The organism is Pseudomonas lyxosi, assembly GCF_047758685.1.
Classification (GTDB): domain Bacteria; phylum Pseudomonadota; class Gammaproteobacteria; order Pseudomonadales; family Pseudomonadaceae; genus Aquipseudomonas; species Aquipseudomonas lyxosi.
Map to the genome: position 1 here is coordinate 6,005,661 of NZ_CP180481.1, position 18,020 is coordinate 6,023,680.

An 18,020-nucleotide genomic window follows, 5' to 3' on the forward strand; every position below is an offset into this window, starting at 1 on the left:
ACTGAAAATCCCTGTGGGAGCGGGCTTGCCCGCGAAGAGGCCCACCCTGTCTACATCAATTTCGGATCAATCACGCGTCGCGAAACAACCAAGGCTGGCTCGCACGGTGCTTGGCTTCAAACGCCGCAATCGCTTCGTGGTCCTGCAAGGTCAGGCCGATGTCGTCCAGGCCGTTGACCAGGCAATGCTTGCGGAACTCGTCAAGTTCAAAGCTGTAGACCTTGCCATCAGGTCGGGTCACGGTCTGGGCTTGCAGGTCGATCTTCAACTCGTAGCCAGGATTCGCCTCGACTTGCTGGAACAGCTCATCTACTTCAGCGTCGCTCAAGATGATCGGCAGCAAGCCGTTCTTGAAGCTGTTGTTGTAGAAGATATCGGCGAAGCTCGGCGCGATGATGCTGCGAAAACCGTACTCTTCCAGCGCCCACGGCGCGTGTTCACGGCTGGAGCCGCAACCGAAGTTTTCGCGGGCCAGCAGCACGCTGGCACCTTGATAACGCTCGGCGTTGAGCACGAAATCCTTGTTCAGCGGACGTTTGGAGTTGTCCTGGTAGGCATAGCCCACGTCCAGATAACGCCATTCGTCGAACAGGTTCGGACCAAAACCGGTGCGTTTGATCGACTTCAAGAACTGCTTCGGAATGATCTGGTCGGTGTCGACGTTGGCACGGTCCAATGGCGCGACCAAACCGGTGTGTTGGGTAAAAGCTCTCATGTGCGGTTCCTCAGATCAGTTCGCGAACGTCGATGAAACGACCGTGGACGGCAGCCGCCGCGGCCATGGCCGGGCTGACCAGGTGCGTACGGCCACCGGCGCCCTGACGCCCTTCGAAGTTGCGGTTGGAGGTCGAGGCGCAATGCTCGCCCGACTCCAAACGGTCCGGGTTCATCGCCAGGCACATCGAGCAACCCGGTTCACGCCACTCGAAACCGGCTTCGAGGAAAATCTTGTCCAGGCCTTCGGCCTCGGCTTGCGCCTTCACCAGGCCCGAGCCCGGCACCACGATGGCTTGCTTGATGGTCGAAGCGACTTTACGGCCCTTGGCGATCACCGCCGCAGCGCGCAAGTCTTCGATCCGCGAGTTGGTGCAGGAACCAATGAAGACGCGGTCCAGTTGAATGTCGGTGATCGCCTGGTTGGCGCTCAAACCCATGTATTTCAAGGCGCGTTCGATGGAACCGCGTTTGACCAGGTCCATTTCCTTCGCCGGGTCCGGCACGTTCTGATCAACCGCCAGGACCATCTCGGGCGAAGTGCCCCAGCTGACTTGCGGCTTGATCTGAGTGGCGTCGAGTTCGACGACGGTGTCGAACACCGCATCGGCGTCGGACACCAGGTCTTTCCAGGCTTCGACCGCCATGTCCCATTCCGCGCCTTTCGGGGCAAATGGACGGCCCTTGACGTAAGCCACGGTTTTTTCGTCCGCAGCCACCAGACCGACACGAGCGCCGGCTTCAATGGACATGTTGCAGATGGTCATGCGGCCTTCGACGGACAAATCGCGAATGGCGCTGCCGGCGAACTCGATGGCGTGGCCGTTACCGCCGGCGGTGCCGATCTTGCCGATCACCGCGAGCACGATGTCCTTGGCGGTCACGCCGAACGGCAACTTGCCCTCGACCGACACCAGCATGTTTTTCATTTTCTTGGCGACCAGGCACTGCGTGGCGAACACGTGCTCGACCTCGGAAGTCCCGATGCCGTGGGCCAATGCACCAAACGCGCCGTGGGTCGAGGTGTGCGAGTCGCCGCAGACCACGGTCATGCCCGGCAAGGTGGCACCCTGCTCCGGACCGATCACGTGAACGATGCCCTGACGCACGTCATTCATTTTGAATTCAGTGATGCCATATTCGTCGCAGTAGTCATCGAGGGTCTGAACCTGCAAGCGCGAGACCTGATCGGTAATCGCTTCAATGCCGCCCTTGCGATCCGGAGTGGTCGGTACGTTGTGGTCCGGGGTGGCGATGATCGAGTCGACGCGCCAAGGCTTGCGCCCGGCCAGACGCAGGCCTTCGAAAGCTTGGGGCGAAGTCACTTCATGGATGATGTGGCGGTCGATATAGATCAGCGACGACCCATCGTCGCGCCGTTTCACTTCATGGGAATCCCAAAGCTTGTCGTAAAGCGTTTTGCCGGCCATCAGACGGTCCTCATCAGCTTGTTTCTATGCCGTGGATCTTGAAAAACTCAATAACCCCTTGGCTTGTGAGGTCGATCCTAGGGGGTTACATTAAATAACTCAAATTCATATTTTTTATGCTTTGGATAACCAACTGGAATACTGCAATGGACCTCGCCAACCTCAATGCATTTATCGCGATTGCCGAGACCGGTAGCTTCTCCGGCGCTGGCGAACGGTTGCACCTCACGCAACCGGCCATCAGCAAGCGTATCGCCGGGCTGGAACAGCAATTGAAGGTGCGCCTGTTCGATCGCCTGGGCCGTGAAGTCGGCCTGACGGAGGCCGGGCGCGCCTTGCTGCCGCGGGCCTATCAGATTCTGAATGTGCTGGACGACACTCGCCGCGCCTTGACCAACCTGACCGGCGAAGTGACCGGCCGCCTGACCCTGGCCACCAGTCACCACATCGGCCTGCACCGCTTGCCCCCCTTATTAAGGGAGTTCACCCGACGTTACCCGCAAGTGGCGCTGGATATTCAGTTCCTCGATTCGGAAGTGGCCTACGAAGAAATCCTCCATGGCCGCGCTGAACTGGCGGTCATTACCCTGGCGCCGGAGCCCCACGCACTGGTCAAGGCCACGCCGGTGTGGGACGACCCGCTGGACTTCGTGGTCGCCCCGGAGCACTCGCTGATCAGCCACGGCCCGGTCAGCCTGGCGGACATTGCGCTGCACCCGGCGGTTTTCCCTGGCGGCAACACCTTTACTCACCACATCGTCCGGCGCCTGTTCGAAGCTCAAGACCTGACGCCGAACATCGCCATGAGCACGAATTATCTGGAAACCATCAAGATGATGGTCTCGATCGGCCTGGCCTGGAGCGTGTTGCCGCGCACCATGCTGGATGATCAGGTTGCGCGAATACCTTTACCAGGCATACAACTCACTCGCCAGCTAGGCTATATCCTGCACACAGAAAGGACGTTGTCGAATGCGGCACGGGCCTTCATGGCCTTGCTGGATGCACAAATCGATCTGCCAGGGACTCTCGGCTAAGCTGTGCTACGTCTATAGAGCCTCGAGTCACTGAAACTGACATCCCACCAGCCAAGGCTTGCCAATGCCGAAATCTGTTGACCGTATTCCGCCAATGCCGCGTATACAGGCGCTTGACCCAAAACGGTCCGAGCAGAGCTGGGAAAGCGCCCCACAATTGCTGGCTGCCCTCAACGGCGCACATTTGGGCGCCTGGTATTGGGACATCGAACGTGGGCAGATCAGCTGGTCGCGGGGTACCCAGGCGCTGTTCGGCTTCGATCCCCGGCAACCGCTGCCGGCGGATCTGGAATACCTCGACTTGCTGCCGCCAGAGGATCGGGCGAAAACCATTCGCGCCTTCGACGCGGTGATCGCCGGCGCCCCGCTGGAACAGGCGATGCATCACCGCATCCGCTGGCCCGACGGCAGCCTGCACTGGCTGGAGATCAACGGCAGCCTGCTGCCGGACAAACACGGTCGACCACGCATGATTGGCGTCATCCGTGAAATCACCCACCAGCGCCAGCGCGAACAGGCGTTGAGCAGCTCGGAAAAACGCTTCGCCACGCTGTTCCACCTGTGTCCGAACATGGTGCTGCTGACTCGCCAGGAAGACGGCCTGATCAGCGAAGCCAACCAGTATTTCGAAAGCCTGTTTGGCTGGCCAGTACAGAACGCTATTGGTCGCACCACCCTGGAACTGGGCCTCTGGGTGCATCCGGAGCAACGGGCGCAACTCGTCGCAGCCACCAAGGCCAAGGGCGAACTGATCAACATGGAGGTGCAATTTCGTGCCAGCAACGGCCAGATCCACGACGGCATCCTCAGCGCGCAAAAGGTCGAGCTCGAAGGCCAGCCTTATCTGCTGAGTACGTTCCTTGACACTACCGAACGCAAAGCCGCCGAACATGCCCTGAAAGACAGCCAGGAGCGCCTCGACCTGGCGCTGGATTCAGCGCAACTCGGCACTTGGGACTGGCACATTCCCAGTGGCATGCTGTACGGCTCGGCACGCGCCGCCCAGCTGCACGGGCTGGACCCCATACCTTTCCATGAATCCTTCGACGATTTTTTTGAAGGCGTGCCCGGTGAAGAGCGCGACTCCATGCGCGATGCCTATCGCAGCCTGCGAGAAGGCCCTGCCGGCAATTATCAACTGACCTACCGCGTGCAACTGCCGGACGGTAGCTCGCGCTACCTGGAAAGCCGCGCCCGACTCTATCGCGATGAAAACGGTGTCCCGGTGCGCATGGCCGGTACGCTGCTCGACATCACCGACCAGGTGGAGCGGGAGCAGCTTCTGGTGGCGTCCGAAGAGAAGTTCGCCACCCTGTTCCAGGTCAGCCCGGACCCGATTTGCGTGACCCGTCAGGACACCGGCCAATTCATCGAGATCAACTCCAGCTTCACCCAGACCTTCGGCTGGAGCGCCGCCGACGTGATTGGCCGCAGCGCCGACGAAATCGGTCTATGGGACGCTTCGGCGCAAAGCCTGCGACGGATCGAGCAGGTCATCCGCGAACAGGGTCTGAACAACGTGGCGATCCTCGTTCAGCACAAAGACGGGCAAGCCCTGACCTGTGTGATTTCCAGCCGCCAGATCAGCGTCGGCGACCAGCCGTGCATCGTCACCACCCTGCGCGATATTACTCAGCAGCAACGCTCGGAAGCCGCGCTCAAGGCCAGCGAAGAGAAGTTCGCCAAGGCCTTCCACTCAAGCCCCGACGCCATCACCATCACCGAGCGCGACACCGGGCGTTATCTGGAAGTTAACGATGGCTTCTGCCGCCTGACCGGCTACCGCGCCGATGAAGTGGTCGGTCGCACGGTGTATCAGGTCGGCATCTGGGCCGAGGAAAAACAACGTTCGGCACTGCTCGCCGAACTCCAGATCAAAGGCCGGGTGCATCACCAGGAAATGCTCGGGCGCAATAAACGCGGCGAGTTGCTGACCGTCGAAGTTTCGGTAGAACCGATCACCCTCAACGAAACCGCCTGCCTGCTGCTAACCGCGCGGGACGTCAGCCTGCTGAAAAACGCTGAAGCTCAGATCCGTCACCTGGCCTACCACGACCCACTGACCAACCTGCCCAACCGCGCCCTGCTGATGGATCGCCTGAGTCAGCAGATTGCCCTGCTCAAGCGCCACAACCTGCGCGGCGCCCTGATGTTTCTCGACCTTGATCACTTCAAGCACATCAATGATTCGCTCGGTCATCCGGTGGGCGATACCGTGCTGAAAATCATCACCGCGCGCCTCGAAGCCAGCGTGCGCATGGAAGACACCGTCGCGCGTTTGGGCGGTGATGAATTTGTGGTGCTGCTCAGCGGGCTCGAAGGCTCGCGCAACGAGGTCAGCGAGCAAGTCCTGCAACTGGCGGACACCTTGCGTGAACTGCTGTCGGAGCCGATGTTCCTCGACGGACAACGCCTGCAAGTAACCCCCAGCATCGGCATCGCGCTGATTCCCGATCACGGCTCGACCCCGACCGACCTGCTCAAACGCGCCGACATCGCCCTCTACCGGGCCAAGGATTCGGGCCGCAACACCACGCAGATGTACCACAACACCATGCAGAAGGCGGCGAGCGAACGCCTGCGCATGGAAACCGACCTGCGCCTGGCCCTTTCCCGGGGCGAATTCCGCGTGCACTACCAGCCTCAGGTGGACGCCCGGAATGACCGCATCGTCGGCGCCGAGGCGCTGGTGCGCTGGAACCACCCGGACCTCGGCGCGCAATCGCCCACCGAGTTCATCAAGGTGCTGGAGGACAGCGGGCTGATTCTGGAAGTCGGCACCTGGATCGTCGACGAAGCCTGCAGTGCCTTCAAACAACTGATCGCCAAAGGCCTGGTCGATCCGCTGGACTTCAGCCTGTGCGTGAATATCAGCCCGCGGCAATTTCGCCAAAACGACTTCGTCGAACGCATTGAACACAGCCTCCTCAGCCACGGTCTGCCCTGCTCGCTGCTGAAACTGGAAATCACCGAAGGCATCGTGATTCAGAACCTGGAAGACACCATCAATAAAATGCGTAGCCTGAAAAAACTCGGTGTGAGTTTCGCCATGGACGATTTCGGCACCGGTTATTCGTCACTGACCTACCTCAAGCGTCTGCCGGTCGACACCCTGAAAATCGACCAATCGTTCATCCGCGACGCCACCACCGACCCCAACGACGCCGAGATCATCCGAGCCATCGTTGCCATGGCCCGCAGCCTGGAATTGAAAGTGATTGCCGAAGGGGTAGAGACGCCGGAGCAGCTGGAATTCTTGCAGGGGCTGGGCTGTCATTTTTATCAGGGGTATTTGCACAGCCCGCCGCTGCCAGTGGAGGATTTTCAGAAGTTGCTCAAGTGAGCGCGGCGTACACACAATTTTGTAGCAGCTGCCGAGCCCGCGAGGCTGCGTTCGGCTGCGTAGCAGTCGTAGAACCTATGCACTCGGTTCTACTGACACACCGCATCGCCTGATTTCACGACTGCTTCGCAGCCGAACGCAGCCTCGCGGGCTCGGCAGCTGCTACAGGGACGAGTGGCGCCGTGCAATTGCCAGTTTTTCTCTCAACCTGTAGGGTCGCGATTTTTTACACCGCCTCAAAGAGATCAATCATGCAGGATGCAACCCTCCCCCGCCCGGCCTTGCTGGGTATCGATCTTGGGACCACCAATAGCCTGATCGCCGTTTGGCAGGAAGGTCGGGCACAGTTGATTCCCAACGCCCTCGGCGAATTCCTCACCCCTTCCGTAGTCAGCCTCGATGAGGACGACAGCATTCTGGTTGGCAATGCGGCACGCGCCCGCCTGACGACCCATCCGGAACGCACGGTGGCGGCGTTCAAGCGTTTCATGGGCAGTGACAAGCAGTTCGAATTGGGCGGTCGGCAATTCAGTCCGGAAGAGCTGTCGGCCCTGGTGATCGGCTCGCTCAAGCAGGATGCCGAAGCCTGGCTGGGCCACCCGGTGCACGAGGCGGTGATCTCGGTGCCGGCCTACTTCAGTGACGAGCAACGCAAGCGCACGCTGTTTGCCGCTGAACTGGCGGGCCTGGCAGTGTCGCGCTTGATCAATGAACCTACCGCCGCCGCCATGGCCTATGGGCTGCACGAGCAAAAATTCGAGCGCACGCTGATTTTCGATCTGGGCGGTGGCACCTTTGATGTCACGGTACTGGAATACGCATTGCCGCTGATTGAGGTCCATGCCTCCACCGGCGACAACTTCCTCGGCGGCGAAGACTTTACCGCGGCGTTGATGCAGGCCTGCCTGAAAGACTGGCAACTCACTGCACAGATGATTGATGCCCAGGCCTTGGCCAGCCTCGGCGACGCCCTTGAGCAACTCAAATGCAAGCTCACAGAAGGCGCGCAGCAACTGAGCTGGAACGGTGCCGGCGAGTTGCGCGAATGGTCACTGGATGAAGCGGCGGCGCTGAAAATCTGGGAACCGCTGTTGGCCCGCTTGCGCGCCCCCATCGAACAGGCCCTGCGCGATGCCCGACTGAAGCCCAGGGACCTCGACAGCCTGGTGCTGGTCGGTGGCGCCACGCGGATGCCCGCGGTGCAGCAAATGGTTGCCACACTCTTCGGGCGCCTGCCTTATCGCCACCTCGACCCGGACACGATTGTCGCGCTGGGGGCGGCCACCCAAGCCGCGTGCAAGGCCCGCGATGGCGCCATCGAGGAACTGATCCTGACCGACGTCTGCCCCTACACGCTGGGCATCTCGACGAATCGCGGTGAAGACGTCAGCGGCGCTTTCTCTCCTATCATTGAGCGCAACACCGTGATCCCGACCTCCCGGGTGCAACGCTTCTACACGACGCATCCACAGCAGGCATTTATCCGCATCGCGGTCTATCAGGGTGAACGGCCGTGGGTACGGGACAATATTTTCATCGATGCCTTCGACGTACCCGTGACACCCGGCGACCAGACGCAAGCCCTGGATGTACGCTTCAGCTATGACATCAATGGCTTGCTCGAAGTCGATGTGACCTTGCTGGCCAGCGGTGAACGTCACAGCCACAGCATCGACCGCAGCCCTACCGGGCTTGATCAGCAATCACGGCAAAACAGCCATGAACGGCTCACTGCCCTGAAAATTCACCCGCGCGATGCGCTGCCCAATCGCACCCTGCTGGCGCGACTGGAGCGTGCCTGGATGCAAAGCCTGGGCGATGAGCGTGAACAAATTGCCGGCTGGCTGGATGCTTTTACCTCCGTGCTCGGTGGCCAGCAATCGGTGGAGATTGCCAGCCATCGCTCACAACTCAATAAGGCGCTGGACCAACTCCGCCTTTAACCATTGAGCCGCCGCAGGGTGGCCTGCAAACCACCGGGCAGTGTGTCCTCACCCGCGCCGTCCGGTGGTACGCCATAGCGGTTGGGCAGTTTGTCGCCGGGAAAGCCGAACAACACCAGCGGCAGAAACGGCAACACCGGCGCCAGGCAGCAGCAAATCAGCAACGTGGGAATTCCGCGACCGAGGTCATGCAGGCGCCTTAATACGGCACTGAGTAGAAACGCAACGCCCAGCAACAGCACGGCTGGGGTGCCGCTGAAAATCGCCGCCACAAGGGTGATCAGCATGCACCCCAGCACCTGTCCGATAAATGCCGTGCGCCCCAGTCGCGTGCCTAAACGCCAGAAAGCAGCGGATGACGCGGGACGGCTGTCGCTTTTGGCCAGCAGCAGGCGTTCGCTCCAGGACAGCAATGCACTGAAGGCAAACCGCAGACCCAACCCGTGAGCCGGATCATCCTTGGCTCGCTGCATGCGCTGCAAAATCTTCCCGCGCGGCACGCCGGCACTGCCATAGCGCGCCAAGCTCTTGAGCGCATCGAGCGCGAGGTAAAACGCCTCGCTGTCGATCCCTTCGCTGTCTTCCAGCGACGAGCGTGGTGGCCGCTGCGGCTCTCCTTTGATCAGACCGTCGCGAAACCCGTCGAACCAGTCCTCGGGATTGGTGACGGCGGAAATTCTGCCAAGTAAATAGCCACGCTGCTCGGCATCGAGCAGCGGGTCCTGATACAGCACGCCACACAACAACATCCGGCCCAGCAGATCGTCGTCGAACGCGCGGATGTCGCTGCGCATGCACTCGAACAAACGGTCATTGGACAGCAACTGTGTGCTGTCGAGTGCCTCCTGGACGCCAAGCAGTTGCCGGGCAAGCAAGGCATGAACCGGATCCGCCGCTTGCAGCCAGCCGAGCAAACCGTTCAGGCTACCCTGCTCGCGACTCAATCGGCGCAACAGCGGCTGTAAACGAGCCAGCGGATGATCGCGCGGAACATCCATCAAATCCACGCAGGCCGCCGATTGCGCGCCCAGCCAACGCTGTGGTTGATCGAGGGTTGCCAACAGGTACAGCGCTTGGCGATGCCATTCCCACACATCAAGCTGAGTCGCCATCGCGGGCAGCAGCAGGCCCTGCTCGGCCAATTGGGCTTGCAGGTACACGCCGCTTAATACCGGGTCTTGCTTGCCCAGCGCGAACGCCTCATCCAGCCGTGCCATTGCTCGAGCGTCGTAGGACCGCAAACGACGCAGCCACAGCAGGCTGAGCTCACGCGGCTCGCCCTTCTGCAGTTCCGATGCGAGCACCGGGTCCGCGGATTGGCTGTCGAGAAATGCGTTCAGCGCCAACGGGATCGGCGCTTGAGTCAGCCAGCAGATTTGCTGTTCGGCCTGATACTTGAACCCTTGCAATACCAACGCGTCGAGCACGTCGAGGCTTTCAGGCGCGTCCAGCACCCGTTGCAGCAAGAGCACGTCGCCACGGTGCAACGCCCACGCATGCTGGTACAGCGTCTGCAGCTGCGGGTCATCGATCTCTTCGAGCAGCCACGCCAGCAAAGGCAATTCGTCGCCACTGATGCGCCATCCGACGAAGGCCCCCGCAATGCCGGCCAGGTCAAGTTGCCGGGCGTGGAACCAGCGCGCCAGCGTCTCCGGACGTTGAGACGGGCTGCCGTATTCCTGGGTGACATCGCTGAGGTCATGGGACCAGTCGCGGAAATTTTCCAGTCGATCAAAGGCCTGTATCAGCAACGGCAAACGCAACGGCTGATGGCGAGCACAGAGCTCCAGCAACCAGGTCGCGGCTTTCGGATGCTGATGCTCGTTCCAGAGCCGCACCCAGGCTTGCAAGGCCAGCTCCTCAAGCCCTAGCACGCTGCGCTGGCGAGCCACCAAATAAAGCCAGTCGACATCCTGCGGAGCCAGACGATGCTGCTCGCTCACAATGTCGAGAAAGTCCTTGTTGGCGATTCCGGCCTGACTGAATTGCACGGCCAAACGTTGTAGCAGGCTGTCGTCAGCGGGCAGCGGTAGACAGGTGTGAAGGCTTGCGAAATGTTTGTAATCGGCCAGCGGTTCGTTGTGGTGCAGGTAGTTGAGGGTGCGCACGTACCAGAGGGTTTCCAGTTGCGCGGACGCCGACCAATGGGCCATCAGCGATGTGTCGAACGGATCCGGTGCATCGATTCGCTGGAGAAACTCATCGACCTGCTGTGCGTTCTCGAACGCCAGGTCCAACATCCGGCTTGCCCACCCCATGCGTTGCGCCAGCAAACGTGCACAGGTGTGAGAAATCGGCCCGGCGTCGATCAAATGCCTCAGCAAGGCCCAGCACACTTCGTCCAGTGTCTCCAGCGACAGCCGATCAAGGTCGAGATTGAACGCTTGCCAGGCCTGCGGATTGAAGCGTCGCGTCGAGTCGAGCAGCAACGCTTCGAAGCTTGCTAACACTTGCTCGGCAGCACTTTGTCCGGCAACGACCGGTGCTTCGGTATCGAGGTCTTCCTCGCGAGCAAAGCGCAAAGCCACTTCATAGGCCTCACGCAGGGCTTGAAAGCCTTCCGGATCGGTCTCGGGGTGATGCTGCGGCAAGCGCGCGCGATAGGCACCGCGAATGGCGTCGTTGTCTTTGGTAGGCTCAATGCCCAAGCGAATCCAGCAACTCATGACCAGTCGAACTCCCCTAAAGTATCCGGGCGTTCCGGCAGGTGCAGCGGCATGTCCCAAGGCAGTTGCGCGAAAAGCGCCCGGGCATCGCGGTCGATTTTTTCAGGGATGACTGTGTTGCCCGGGTAGTCGCCCTGGCGGTCGTATTCGTGGGCCAGTTGCTCGTCGGCATTCCCCAGGCAACTCCAGAAAGCCTTGCCGACCATAAAAGCGTTCAGGTAGGTGGTCCAGCTGTCGTAGTAATACCGTGCGCGCGCCGCCATCCGGCCATGCAGCCAAAGGCTTTCGGTCAAATCGATCCAGCCATGGAGCACCGCACTACGGAGCAGAAAGCCCATGCGTCCGATGTCCCAAGCGCGTATGCCACCCGGCCCACATTCTCCGAACGTGCGACTGGCCAGTTCATAAAAGGCCCGCTGACGGGTATCGAGTGTCTCGATCAACGCTTGCCACTCGGATGGCAGACACCGTTCCCACTGGCGATAGGCTTCGTTCAGCTGTGTGGCGTGGCCGCTATCGGCCGTGCGCAGCATTTCCAGCAGTTCTGGCCGCGTGGTAATGCCCCAACCGCCTTCGACATCAACGTGCTTGAGGTCGAAGCAATACGTGGCGGCGGTGTAATCGGCATCGGGATTAAGGGCAACCAAAGGCGCAGAAAGCGCGTACAGCCAACGCTGTTGTATCTCGTCCATGAAAAAAAGCTCCGGGCCGACCAGGCAGAATGGGAGTCGGCAAACTGGCGTGGATTGTAGAGAAACCGTTGCAAGGCGGCAAAGCTCGCATGCCTGTTTTTCGCCGTAACAAAAAGGCCCCGACGAGTCGGGGCCTTCATTCAGCGGATTACAGCCTGCTCAGACGAATGTGTGTCTTCGAATGACTCAGTGCTGCAGCGCTGGCTTTTGCGTCCCGTTGATCGGGATGCGTTTGGCTTTCGCCTCTTCCGGAATCACCCGCAACAGGTCGATGCTCAACAAACCGTTGCTCAGACCGGCGGCCTTGATTTCGATATGGTCCGCCAGACGGAAGGACAGTTTGAAGGCACGCTGTGCGATGCCTTGGTACAGATAAGTGACGTCTTCGTTCGCGTCACGCTTGCCGCCACTGATGGTCAGCACACCTTTTTCCACTTGCAACTCCAGGTCTTCTTCCTGGAAGCCGGCGGCCGCTACGACGATGCGGTATTGGTCGTCGCCGTGTTTTTCCACGTTGTAGGGTGGGTAGGTGCTGCCTGGCTCGTTGCGCAGGGCGGTTTCGAACAGGTCATTAAAACGGTCGAAACCTACCGAGGAACGGAACAGTGGTGCCATCGAAAATGCAGTACTCATGGTTCAAATCTCCTGAAAACAGATCAGCAAGTTTTTTTGTCTCCGCGACCCGAATTCGGCATCGCGTAATCCTTAAATAAGGACCGCTGATTGCTTTTCAAGAGATTATTTGCAGATTTTTTTCAGGCTGCTTCGGACACCTGAAGACCCAGTAAACGCGAGACCTGATCCAGTTCGGTCTCGCGACGCAGCACGGTGAACAGCTCGACCGCTTCAGGGTAATTGCGGGTCAGCATCGCCAGCCACTGCTTCAAGCGACCCGGCGATTGGCGTGGCGTCATTTGCGCCTTGGCTTGCAGCCAGAAGTCCTGAATCAGCGGCAACAGCTCGGCCCAGGTCATCTCGACGACGTCCTCGCCGGCCCGCGCCATTGCGATTTGCCGCGCCAGGTCCGGGCGCGACACCAGGCCGCGGCCGAGCATGATGTCCTCGACGCCGCTGATTTCGCGGCAACGACGCCAGTCTTCGACGCTCCAGATGTCGCCGTTGGCGAACACTGGAACCTTGACCACATCCTGCACCCGGGGGATCCACTCCCAATGGGCCGGCGGCTTGTAGCCGTCAGTTTTGGTCCGCGCGTGAACCACGATGTGCGCCGCGCCCCCTTCGGCCAAGGCCGTGGCGCAGACCAGAGCACCGTCCGGACTGTCGAAACCGAGGCGCATCTTGGCAGTCACCGGAATGTGCGCCGGAACGGCACGACGGACATGTTCGACGATCTGGTTCAGCAGCTCAGGTTCTTTGAGCAGCACCGCACCGCCACGGGACTTGTTCACGGTCTTGGCCGGGCAGCCGAAGTTCAGGTCGATGACCTCGGAACCCAGCTCGCAGGCCAGCGCGGCGTTTTCCGCCAGGCATACCGGATCGGAACCGAGCAGCTGCACCCGCAGCGGCACGCCGGATGCGGTGCGGGCGCCGGTCAGCAGTTCCGGGCCGAACTTGTGGTAATAGGCAGGCGTAAGCAACTGATCGTTGATCCGAATGAACTCGGTCACGCACCAATCGATACCGCCCACACGGGTCAGCACGTCCCGCAGGATGTTGTCGACCAACCCCTCCATGGGCGCCAAAGCAATTTGCATGAAAAACACACTCAACGAAAAACGTGCGGCAGTTTACTCGAAAGCGTCGATGAGATCGCGACTTGCAGCGCAGGGCCGTAACCCTCGATGAATTCCGCCGGCATACGCTTGGGTTTGCCGGTCGACAGTTCGATGCAGACGAAGGTGGTTTGGGCGCGCAGCAACGTGGTGTTGTCGCTGGGGCGCTTCAACTGGAAGTGTCGGGTCATTTTCAGGCGTTGGTCCCAATCGACGATCCACGTCGCCAATTGCAACTCATCGCCTTCATAGGCGGCCGCCAGGTAATCGATCTCGTGCCGCACCACCGCCATCGCCCGATCCAGCCGACGATACTCGACCAAGTCCAGGCCAAGGCGCTGGGAGTGGCGCCAGGCACAGCGTTCGAGCCAGGTCACGTATACCGCGTTGTTCGCGTGACCCAGCCCATCGATGTCCTCTGCGCCGACTTCCAGATCAATGATAAATGGCGTTGCCCGATCCCAGCCCATGCCCCACTCCCGGTCAGAAAATTTTCACCGGGGCAGTGTAACGGATGCTCAGGCCGATTGGCGCGATTGCAGACTGCGACCGGCCAGCAGTGACAGCACGCCATCAATCACCCGAGGATCTGCCAGCACCCGCTGATGACCACCCTCTTTCAGGCGCAGTAAACGGCTGTCGAACCAGGCTTCGTTGATCAGCTGCGATTCCTTGACCGGAACATAGCAGTCATCTTCGGCATGAACGATCAGGCCGGGCATGTCGAGTTGATAGTGCGCGACATCCAGTGCCGCAGCGCGCATGCCGACGTCTTTCTCGACCTGACGAATGAACGCCGAGCGGGCTTTCGGTGGCAGCCGTACATAGCGTGCGAAACCGCGCAACACGCCGAGAATCCGCGCCGGGGCAGCAATAGTGACCAGGGTTTCGGTACGCAAGCCCAACTGAACGGCGAGCATGGCACTGGCGCCGCCCATGGAGTGACCGATGACGGCTTGCAGCGGCGGCAACTCGGCAGCGGCTTCAAGCATGGCTCGGGCAAACAGCACGACGTTCGCTTCGTTGCCCGGAGAGCGACCGTGAGCCGGGCCGTCCAGCGCAACCACGGTGTAACCGGCATCGACCAGCGCAGTGATGAGGCTGGCAAACTGCGTCGGCCGGCCTTCCCAGCCGTGCATCAGCAACACCGCAGGGCCTTGCCCCCAACGCAGAGCCGAGAGGCCGAAGCGCAGGGTAATTCGCTCGGACTTCGCCAGCAGCGGCAATTCCCAATCACGCGGCGGCAGATCCCGCGGCGTCATGAAAGCCAGTCGCATTTTGCTCGCGACCAGTTTCGGTGCGAACCAGCCCAAGGTGCCATTAACGCCACGAACCCACTTTAACGTGCTCATCGCTCTCACTCCTCAAGCTAATGCCTTTAGGTCACAGCACCGCAGACTTGGCGGCGCGCAGCAATCGATCGGACAATTCTCCTGGCCCCAACGCGCGAGCCAAAGCCAAACCACCGACCATCAAGGCCATGTCGGCCAAGGCTTTGTCGGTGTCTTCCGGGCTGGCCGCCAACTGCGCGACCATCATTTCCACATGCTCATTCAATGCCACGCGAAACGCGTCCGGCAGGCGCCCCAGTTCACCGACAGAAGCCGGAATCGGGCAGGCTGAATCAGAGGAATCACGGTGTTTGCGTGACAGATAAAACGCAGCAACCAACGCGCGACGCTCTTCGCCGGTCAATTCGGCGTCCATGTCGGCGATCAAGCCACGGCGATGACCGAGCAGTTGCTTGAACGCTTCCAGCATCATCGCGTCCTTGCTTTCGAAGTGCGCATAGAAGCCGCCGACGGTCAGGCCGGCCGCGCCCATCACTTCGCCCACGCTCGGCTCGGCCGGGCCGCGCTGAATCAGCGCTGCGCTGGCAGCCTTGAGGATGCGTTCGCGGGTTTGAGCTTTTTTATCGTTCATCGTTGCCTCCGAATATTACGACTAGAATATTATTCTCATAATAATTTTCCGCAAGTCGTGGATGTGACCGCTGGTCTGAAGAACAGTTTGAAAGAAATAGGGGGATTTGGCCAAACGCCAGACAAACAAAAGGGCCATTCAATAATTGAATGACCCTTATAAAATCCCGCAGAGCGGGTAATCGTGGCGTCCCCTAGGGGACTCGAACCCCTGTTACCGCCGTGAAAGGGCGGTGTCCTAGGCCACTAGACGAAGGGGACGCAAAACCTTCTATACAACTGATCAGTGCTGAGAGCTGATCGATTCAAGGCCGGTGTGGCCAGACCTTGAACTGTAAAATTGGTGGAGCTAAGCGGGATCGAACCGCTGACCTCCTGCATGCCATGCAGGCGCTCTCCCAGCTGAGCTATAGCCCCGGATTTTTCGCCTCGCGGCGGAGCGACATCTTGCAACATCGCTTCTGTAAAACTGGCGTCCCCTAGGGGACTCGAACCCCTGTTACCGCCGTGAAAGGGCGGTGTCCTAGGCCACTAGACGAAGGGGACGCAAACCCTTCTATACAACAGATCAACGCTGAGTGTTGATCGCTTCAAGGCCGGTGTGGCCAGACCTTGAAGTGTAAATTGGTGGAGCTAGACGGGATCGAACCGTCGACCTCTTGCATGCCATGCAAGCGCTCTCCCAGCTGAGCTATAGCCCCTCATCGCTGAGGACGGGGCGAATCTTAATGGCGCATCGGAAGGCTGTCAAACTTATTTTTAAAATATTTCAAAGTTTTTTGCCGACATAACAATCACTTACCGCCCTCCCCCGTAAATCCGGGGGTGTATCCGCTCTTGTAGCAGCTGCCGCAGGCTGCGTTCGAGTGCGTAGCACTCGCGATTCGGCCACCCTGCCCTTTCAGACAGATTGTGTTGCTGCCATAAGGGGCTGCTGCGCAGCCCAACGCAGCCTTCGGCAGCTGCTACAGAGAACAGTGGGAATCAGGCGATGTTGCCCAAGAGTTTTTCCCACTCCTTGTTTTCCTTCTTCGACACGCCGCCCAGCAAGTCGATCGCCTGGCGCAGACGGAAACGGGTCAGGTCCGGACCAAGGATTTCCATCGCATCGAGTACCGATACCGAACTGGCCTGGCCAGTGATCGAGGCGAACATCAGCGGCATGGCGTCACGCAGCTTCAGCTCCAGGGATTCGACCACCGCTTGAATCGTTGCGGTGATGCTGTCCTTCTCCCACTGACGCAGGCTTTCCAGCTTCCACAAAATCAACTGCATCAACTGACGGACCTGATCGCCCGACAGCTTCTTGGATTCAAACAGCTTGGCGTCCGGGTTCACGCCACCGGCGAAGAAGAAACCGGCCAGCGGTGCGACCTGGCTGAAGGTTTCAACCCGACCCTGCACGTGCGGCGCGATCTTCATCATGTATTCCGGGTTCAGCGCCCACGTTTGCAGGCGCGAAGCAAACTCTTCCACCGGCAAGTCACGCAGCCATTGGCCGTTGAGCCACGACAGCTTCTCGATGTCGAAAATCGGCCCGCCGAGGGAGACGCGGCTCAGATCGAAGTTATCGACCATTTCCTGCAGCGAGAACTTCTCGCGCTCGTCCGGCATCGACCAGCCCATGCGACCGAGATAGTTGAGCATCGCTTCCGGCATGAAGCCCATGCGCTCGTAGAACGTCACCGAGGTCGGGTTCTTGCGTTTGGACAGCTTGCTCTTGTCCGGGTTACGCAGCAGCGGCATGTAGCACAGCTCTGGCTGTTCCCAGCCGAAGTACTCGTACAGCAGAATCAGTTTCGGCGCCGATGGCAGCCACTCTTCGCCGCGCAGAACGTGGGTGATGCCCATCAGGTGGTCATCGACAACGTTGGCCAGGAAGTACGTCGGCAGACCGTCGGTCTTCATCAGTACTTGCATGTCCATGCGATCCCACGGGATCTCGACGTCGCCACGCAGCATGTCCGGCACCACGCAAACGCCTTCGCTCGGCACTTTCATGCGGATCACGTGTGGCTCGCCAGCGGCCAGGCGACGCGCAACTTCTTCCTTCGAAAGCAGCAGCGCACGACCGTCGTAACGCGGGGTTTCGCCGCGGGCCATTTGCTCGGCGCGCATCTGGTCCAGCTCTTCGGCGGTGCAGAAGCACGGGAAAGCGTGGCCCATTTCGACCAACTGCTGGCAGTATTTCTGATAGATGTCGCCACGCTCGCTCTGACGGTAAGGACCGTGCGGGCCGCCAACATCCGGACCTTCGCTCCAGTCGATACCCAACCAGCGCAGGGCGTCGAAAATCTGTTGTTCGGACTCGCGGGTCGAACGCAATTGGTCAGTGTCTTCGATCCGCAGGATGAACTCACCGCCGTGCTGCTTGGCAAAGCAGTAGTTGAACAAAGCGATGTAAGCGGTACCTACGTGGGGATCCCCGGTAGGCGATGGCGCGATGCGAGTGCGGACGGTGGTCATGGCAAGTCTCGAAATGAAGATAAAACAAAGGGCGAATGGTAACAGGCGTTGCCCGCTCGGCTCCAGTGAACAGG

General features: G+C 60.1%; 13 protein-coding genes and 4 tRNA genes. 3 read left to right on the top strand and 14 right to left on the bottom strand.

Features of this window, described 5'->3' with window-relative positions; genetic code table 11:
- Positions 1–70 precede the first annotated feature (70 nt).
- On the bottom strand, positions 71–715 hold the full coding sequence (gene leuD, locus ACMXYI_RS27580) for a 3-isopropylmalate dehydratase small subunit (RefSeq protein WP_415770125.1): 645 nt from the start codon (positions 713–715) through the stop codon (positions 71–73).
- A 10-nt stretch (positions 716–725) separates the two neighbouring features.
- Positions 726–2,144 carry a 3-isopropylmalate dehydratase large subunit gene (gene leuC, locus ACMXYI_RS27585; RefSeq protein ID WP_008151269.1) on the bottom strand — a complete coding sequence of 473 codons (1,419 nt, stop codon included), beginning with the start codon at positions 2,142–2,144 and terminating at the stop codon, positions 726–728.
- 146 nt (positions 2,145–2,290) lie between these two features.
- Here leuC and ACMXYI_RS27590 point away from each other — a divergent pair, with 146 nt between their 5' ends.
- The 3 genes from ACMXYI_RS27590 (at position 2,291) to ACMXYI_RS27600 (ending at position 8,467) form a co-directional block, all read left to right on the top strand.
- On the top strand, positions 2,291–3,181 hold the full coding sequence (locus tag ACMXYI_RS27590) for a LysR family transcriptional regulator (protein WP_415770127.1): 891 nt from the start codon (positions 2,291–2,293) through the stop codon (positions 3,179–3,181).
- 64 nt (positions 3,182–3,245) lie between these two features.
- Positions 3,246–6,524 carry an EAL domain-containing protein gene (locus tag ACMXYI_RS27595; protein ID WP_415770129.1) on the top strand — a complete coding sequence of 1,093 codons (3,279 nt, stop codon included), beginning with the start codon at positions 3,246–3,248 and terminating at the stop codon, positions 6,522–6,524.
- 251 nt (positions 6,525–6,775) lie between these two features.
- Positions 6,776–8,467, top strand: coding sequence for an Hsp70 family protein (locus ACMXYI_RS27600; RefSeq protein ID WP_415770131.1), 1,692 nt, complete (start codon positions 6,776–6,778; stop codon positions 8,465–8,467).
- On the opposite strand, the gene ACMXYI_RS27605 is transcribed toward ACMXYI_RS27600, so the two are convergent.
- From ACMXYI_RS27605 to gltX, 12 genes are all read right to left on the bottom strand, one after another.
- On the bottom strand, positions 8,464–11,133 hold the full coding sequence (locus ACMXYI_RS27605; RefSeq protein ID WP_415770133.1) for a DUF805 domain-containing protein: 2,670 nt from the start codon (positions 11,131–11,133) through the stop codon (positions 8,464–8,466). The two genes, ACMXYI_RS27600 and ACMXYI_RS27605, sit on opposite strands and share 4 nt — an antisense overlap.
- On the bottom strand, positions 11,130–11,825 hold the full coding sequence (locus ACMXYI_RS27610; RefSeq protein WP_415770134.1) for a DUF1266 domain-containing protein: 696 nt from the start codon (positions 11,823–11,825) through the stop codon (positions 11,130–11,132). The genes ACMXYI_RS27605 and ACMXYI_RS27610 overlap by 4 nt, the downstream gene beginning before the upstream one ends.
- A gap of 186 nt (positions 11,826–12,011) precedes the next feature.
- Positions 12,012–12,458 carry an Hsp20 family protein gene (locus tag ACMXYI_RS27615; RefSeq protein WP_140893592.1) on the bottom strand — a complete coding sequence of 149 codons (447 nt, stop codon included), beginning with the start codon at positions 12,456–12,458 and terminating at the stop codon, positions 12,012–12,014.
- Between the two features lie 122 nt (positions 12,459–12,580).
- Positions 12,581–13,540 carry a tRNA dihydrouridine synthase gene (locus ACMXYI_RS27620; protein WP_046054225.1) on the bottom strand — a complete coding sequence of 320 codons (960 nt, stop codon included), beginning with the start codon at positions 13,538–13,540 and terminating at the stop codon, positions 12,581–12,583.
- An 11-nt stretch (positions 13,541–13,551) separates the two neighbouring features.
- On the bottom strand, positions 13,552–14,028 hold the full coding sequence (locus ACMXYI_RS27625) for an acyl-CoA thioesterase (RefSeq protein WP_415770137.1): 477 nt from the start codon (positions 14,026–14,028) through the stop codon (positions 13,552–13,554).
- 48 nt (positions 14,029–14,076) lie between these two features.
- Positions 14,077–14,910, bottom strand: coding sequence for an alpha/beta fold hydrolase (locus tag ACMXYI_RS27630; RefSeq protein WP_415770139.1), 834 nt, complete (start codon positions 14,908–14,910; stop codon positions 14,077–14,079).
- 31 nt (positions 14,911–14,941) lie between these two features.
- Entirely contained in the window at positions 14,942–15,481 is a 540-nt protein-coding gene (locus ACMXYI_RS27635) for a TetR/AcrR family transcriptional regulator (RefSeq protein ID WP_008151286.1), read from the bottom strand.
- 184 nt (positions 15,482–15,665) lie between these two features.
- Positions 15,666–15,741 (bottom strand) — tRNA-Glu (locus tag ACMXYI_RS27640).
- A gap of 80 nt (positions 15,742–15,821) precedes the next feature.
- Positions 15,822–15,897 (bottom strand) — tRNA-Ala (locus ACMXYI_RS27645).
- 53 nt (positions 15,898–15,950) lie between these two features.
- Positions 15,951–16,026, bottom strand: a tRNA-Glu gene (locus tag ACMXYI_RS27650).
- A gap of 79 nt (positions 16,027–16,105) precedes the next feature.
- Positions 16,106–16,181, bottom strand: a tRNA-Ala gene (locus ACMXYI_RS27655).
- A gap of 283 nt (positions 16,182–16,464) precedes the next feature.
- Positions 16,465–17,946, bottom strand: a complete 1,482-nt coding sequence (gltX, locus tag ACMXYI_RS27660; RefSeq protein WP_008151288.1) for a glutamate--tRNA ligase — start codon at positions 17,944–17,946, stop codon at positions 16,465–16,467.
- Positions 17,947–18,020: the final 74 nt, after the last annotated feature.

Excerpts from the sequence above, each read along its gene's own strand:
- ACMXYI_RS27610 (WP_415770134.1), bottom strand. The coding sequence starts at position 11,825 with ATGGACGAGATACAACAGCGTTGGCTGTACGCGCTTTCTGCGCCTTTG.
- ACMXYI_RS27625 (WP_415770137.1), bottom strand. The coding sequence starts at position 14,028 with ATGGGCTGGGATCGGGCAACGCCATTTATCATTGATCTGGAAGTCGGC.
- gltX (WP_008151288.1), bottom strand. The coding sequence starts at position 17,946 with ATGACCACCGTCCGCACTCGCATCGCGCCATCGCCTACCGGGGATCCC.
- ACMXYI_RS27595 (WP_415770129.1), top strand. The coding sequence starts at position 3,246 with ATGCCGAAATCTGTTGACCGTATTCCGCCAATGCCGCGTATACAGGCG.
- ACMXYI_RS27615 (WP_140893592.1), bottom strand. The coding sequence starts at position 12,458 with ATGAGTACTGCATTTTCGATGGCACCACTGTTCCGTTCCTCGGTAGGT.
- ACMXYI_RS27605 (WP_415770133.1), bottom strand. The coding sequence starts at position 11,133 with ATGAGTTGCTGGATTCGCTTGGGCATTGAGCCTACCAAAGACAACGAC.
- leuD (WP_415770125.1), bottom strand. The coding sequence starts at position 715 with ATGAGAGCTTTTACCCAACACACCGGTTTGGTCGCGCCATTGGACCGT.
- leuC (WP_008151269.1), bottom strand. The coding sequence starts at position 2,144 with ATGGCCGGCAAAACGCTTTACGACAAGCTTTGGGATTCCCATGAAGTG.
- ACMXYI_RS27620 (WP_046054225.1), bottom strand. The coding sequence starts at position 13,540 with ATGCAAATTGCTTTGGCGCCCATGGAGGGGTTGGTCGACAACATCCTG.
- ACMXYI_RS27600 (WP_415770131.1), top strand. The coding sequence starts at position 6,776 with ATGCAGGATGCAACCCTCCCCCGCCCGGCCTTGCTGGGTATCGATCTT.
- ACMXYI_RS27590 (WP_415770127.1), top strand. The coding sequence starts at position 2,291 with ATGGACCTCGCCAACCTCAATGCATTTATCGCGATTGCCGAGACCGGT.
- ACMXYI_RS27630 (WP_415770139.1), bottom strand. The coding sequence starts at position 14,910 with ATGAGCACGTTAAAGTGGGTTCGTGGCGTTAATGGCACCTTGGGCTGG.
- ACMXYI_RS27635 (WP_008151286.1), bottom strand. The coding sequence starts at position 15,481 with ATGAACGATAAAAAAGCTCAAACCCGCGAACGCATCCTCAAGGCTGCC.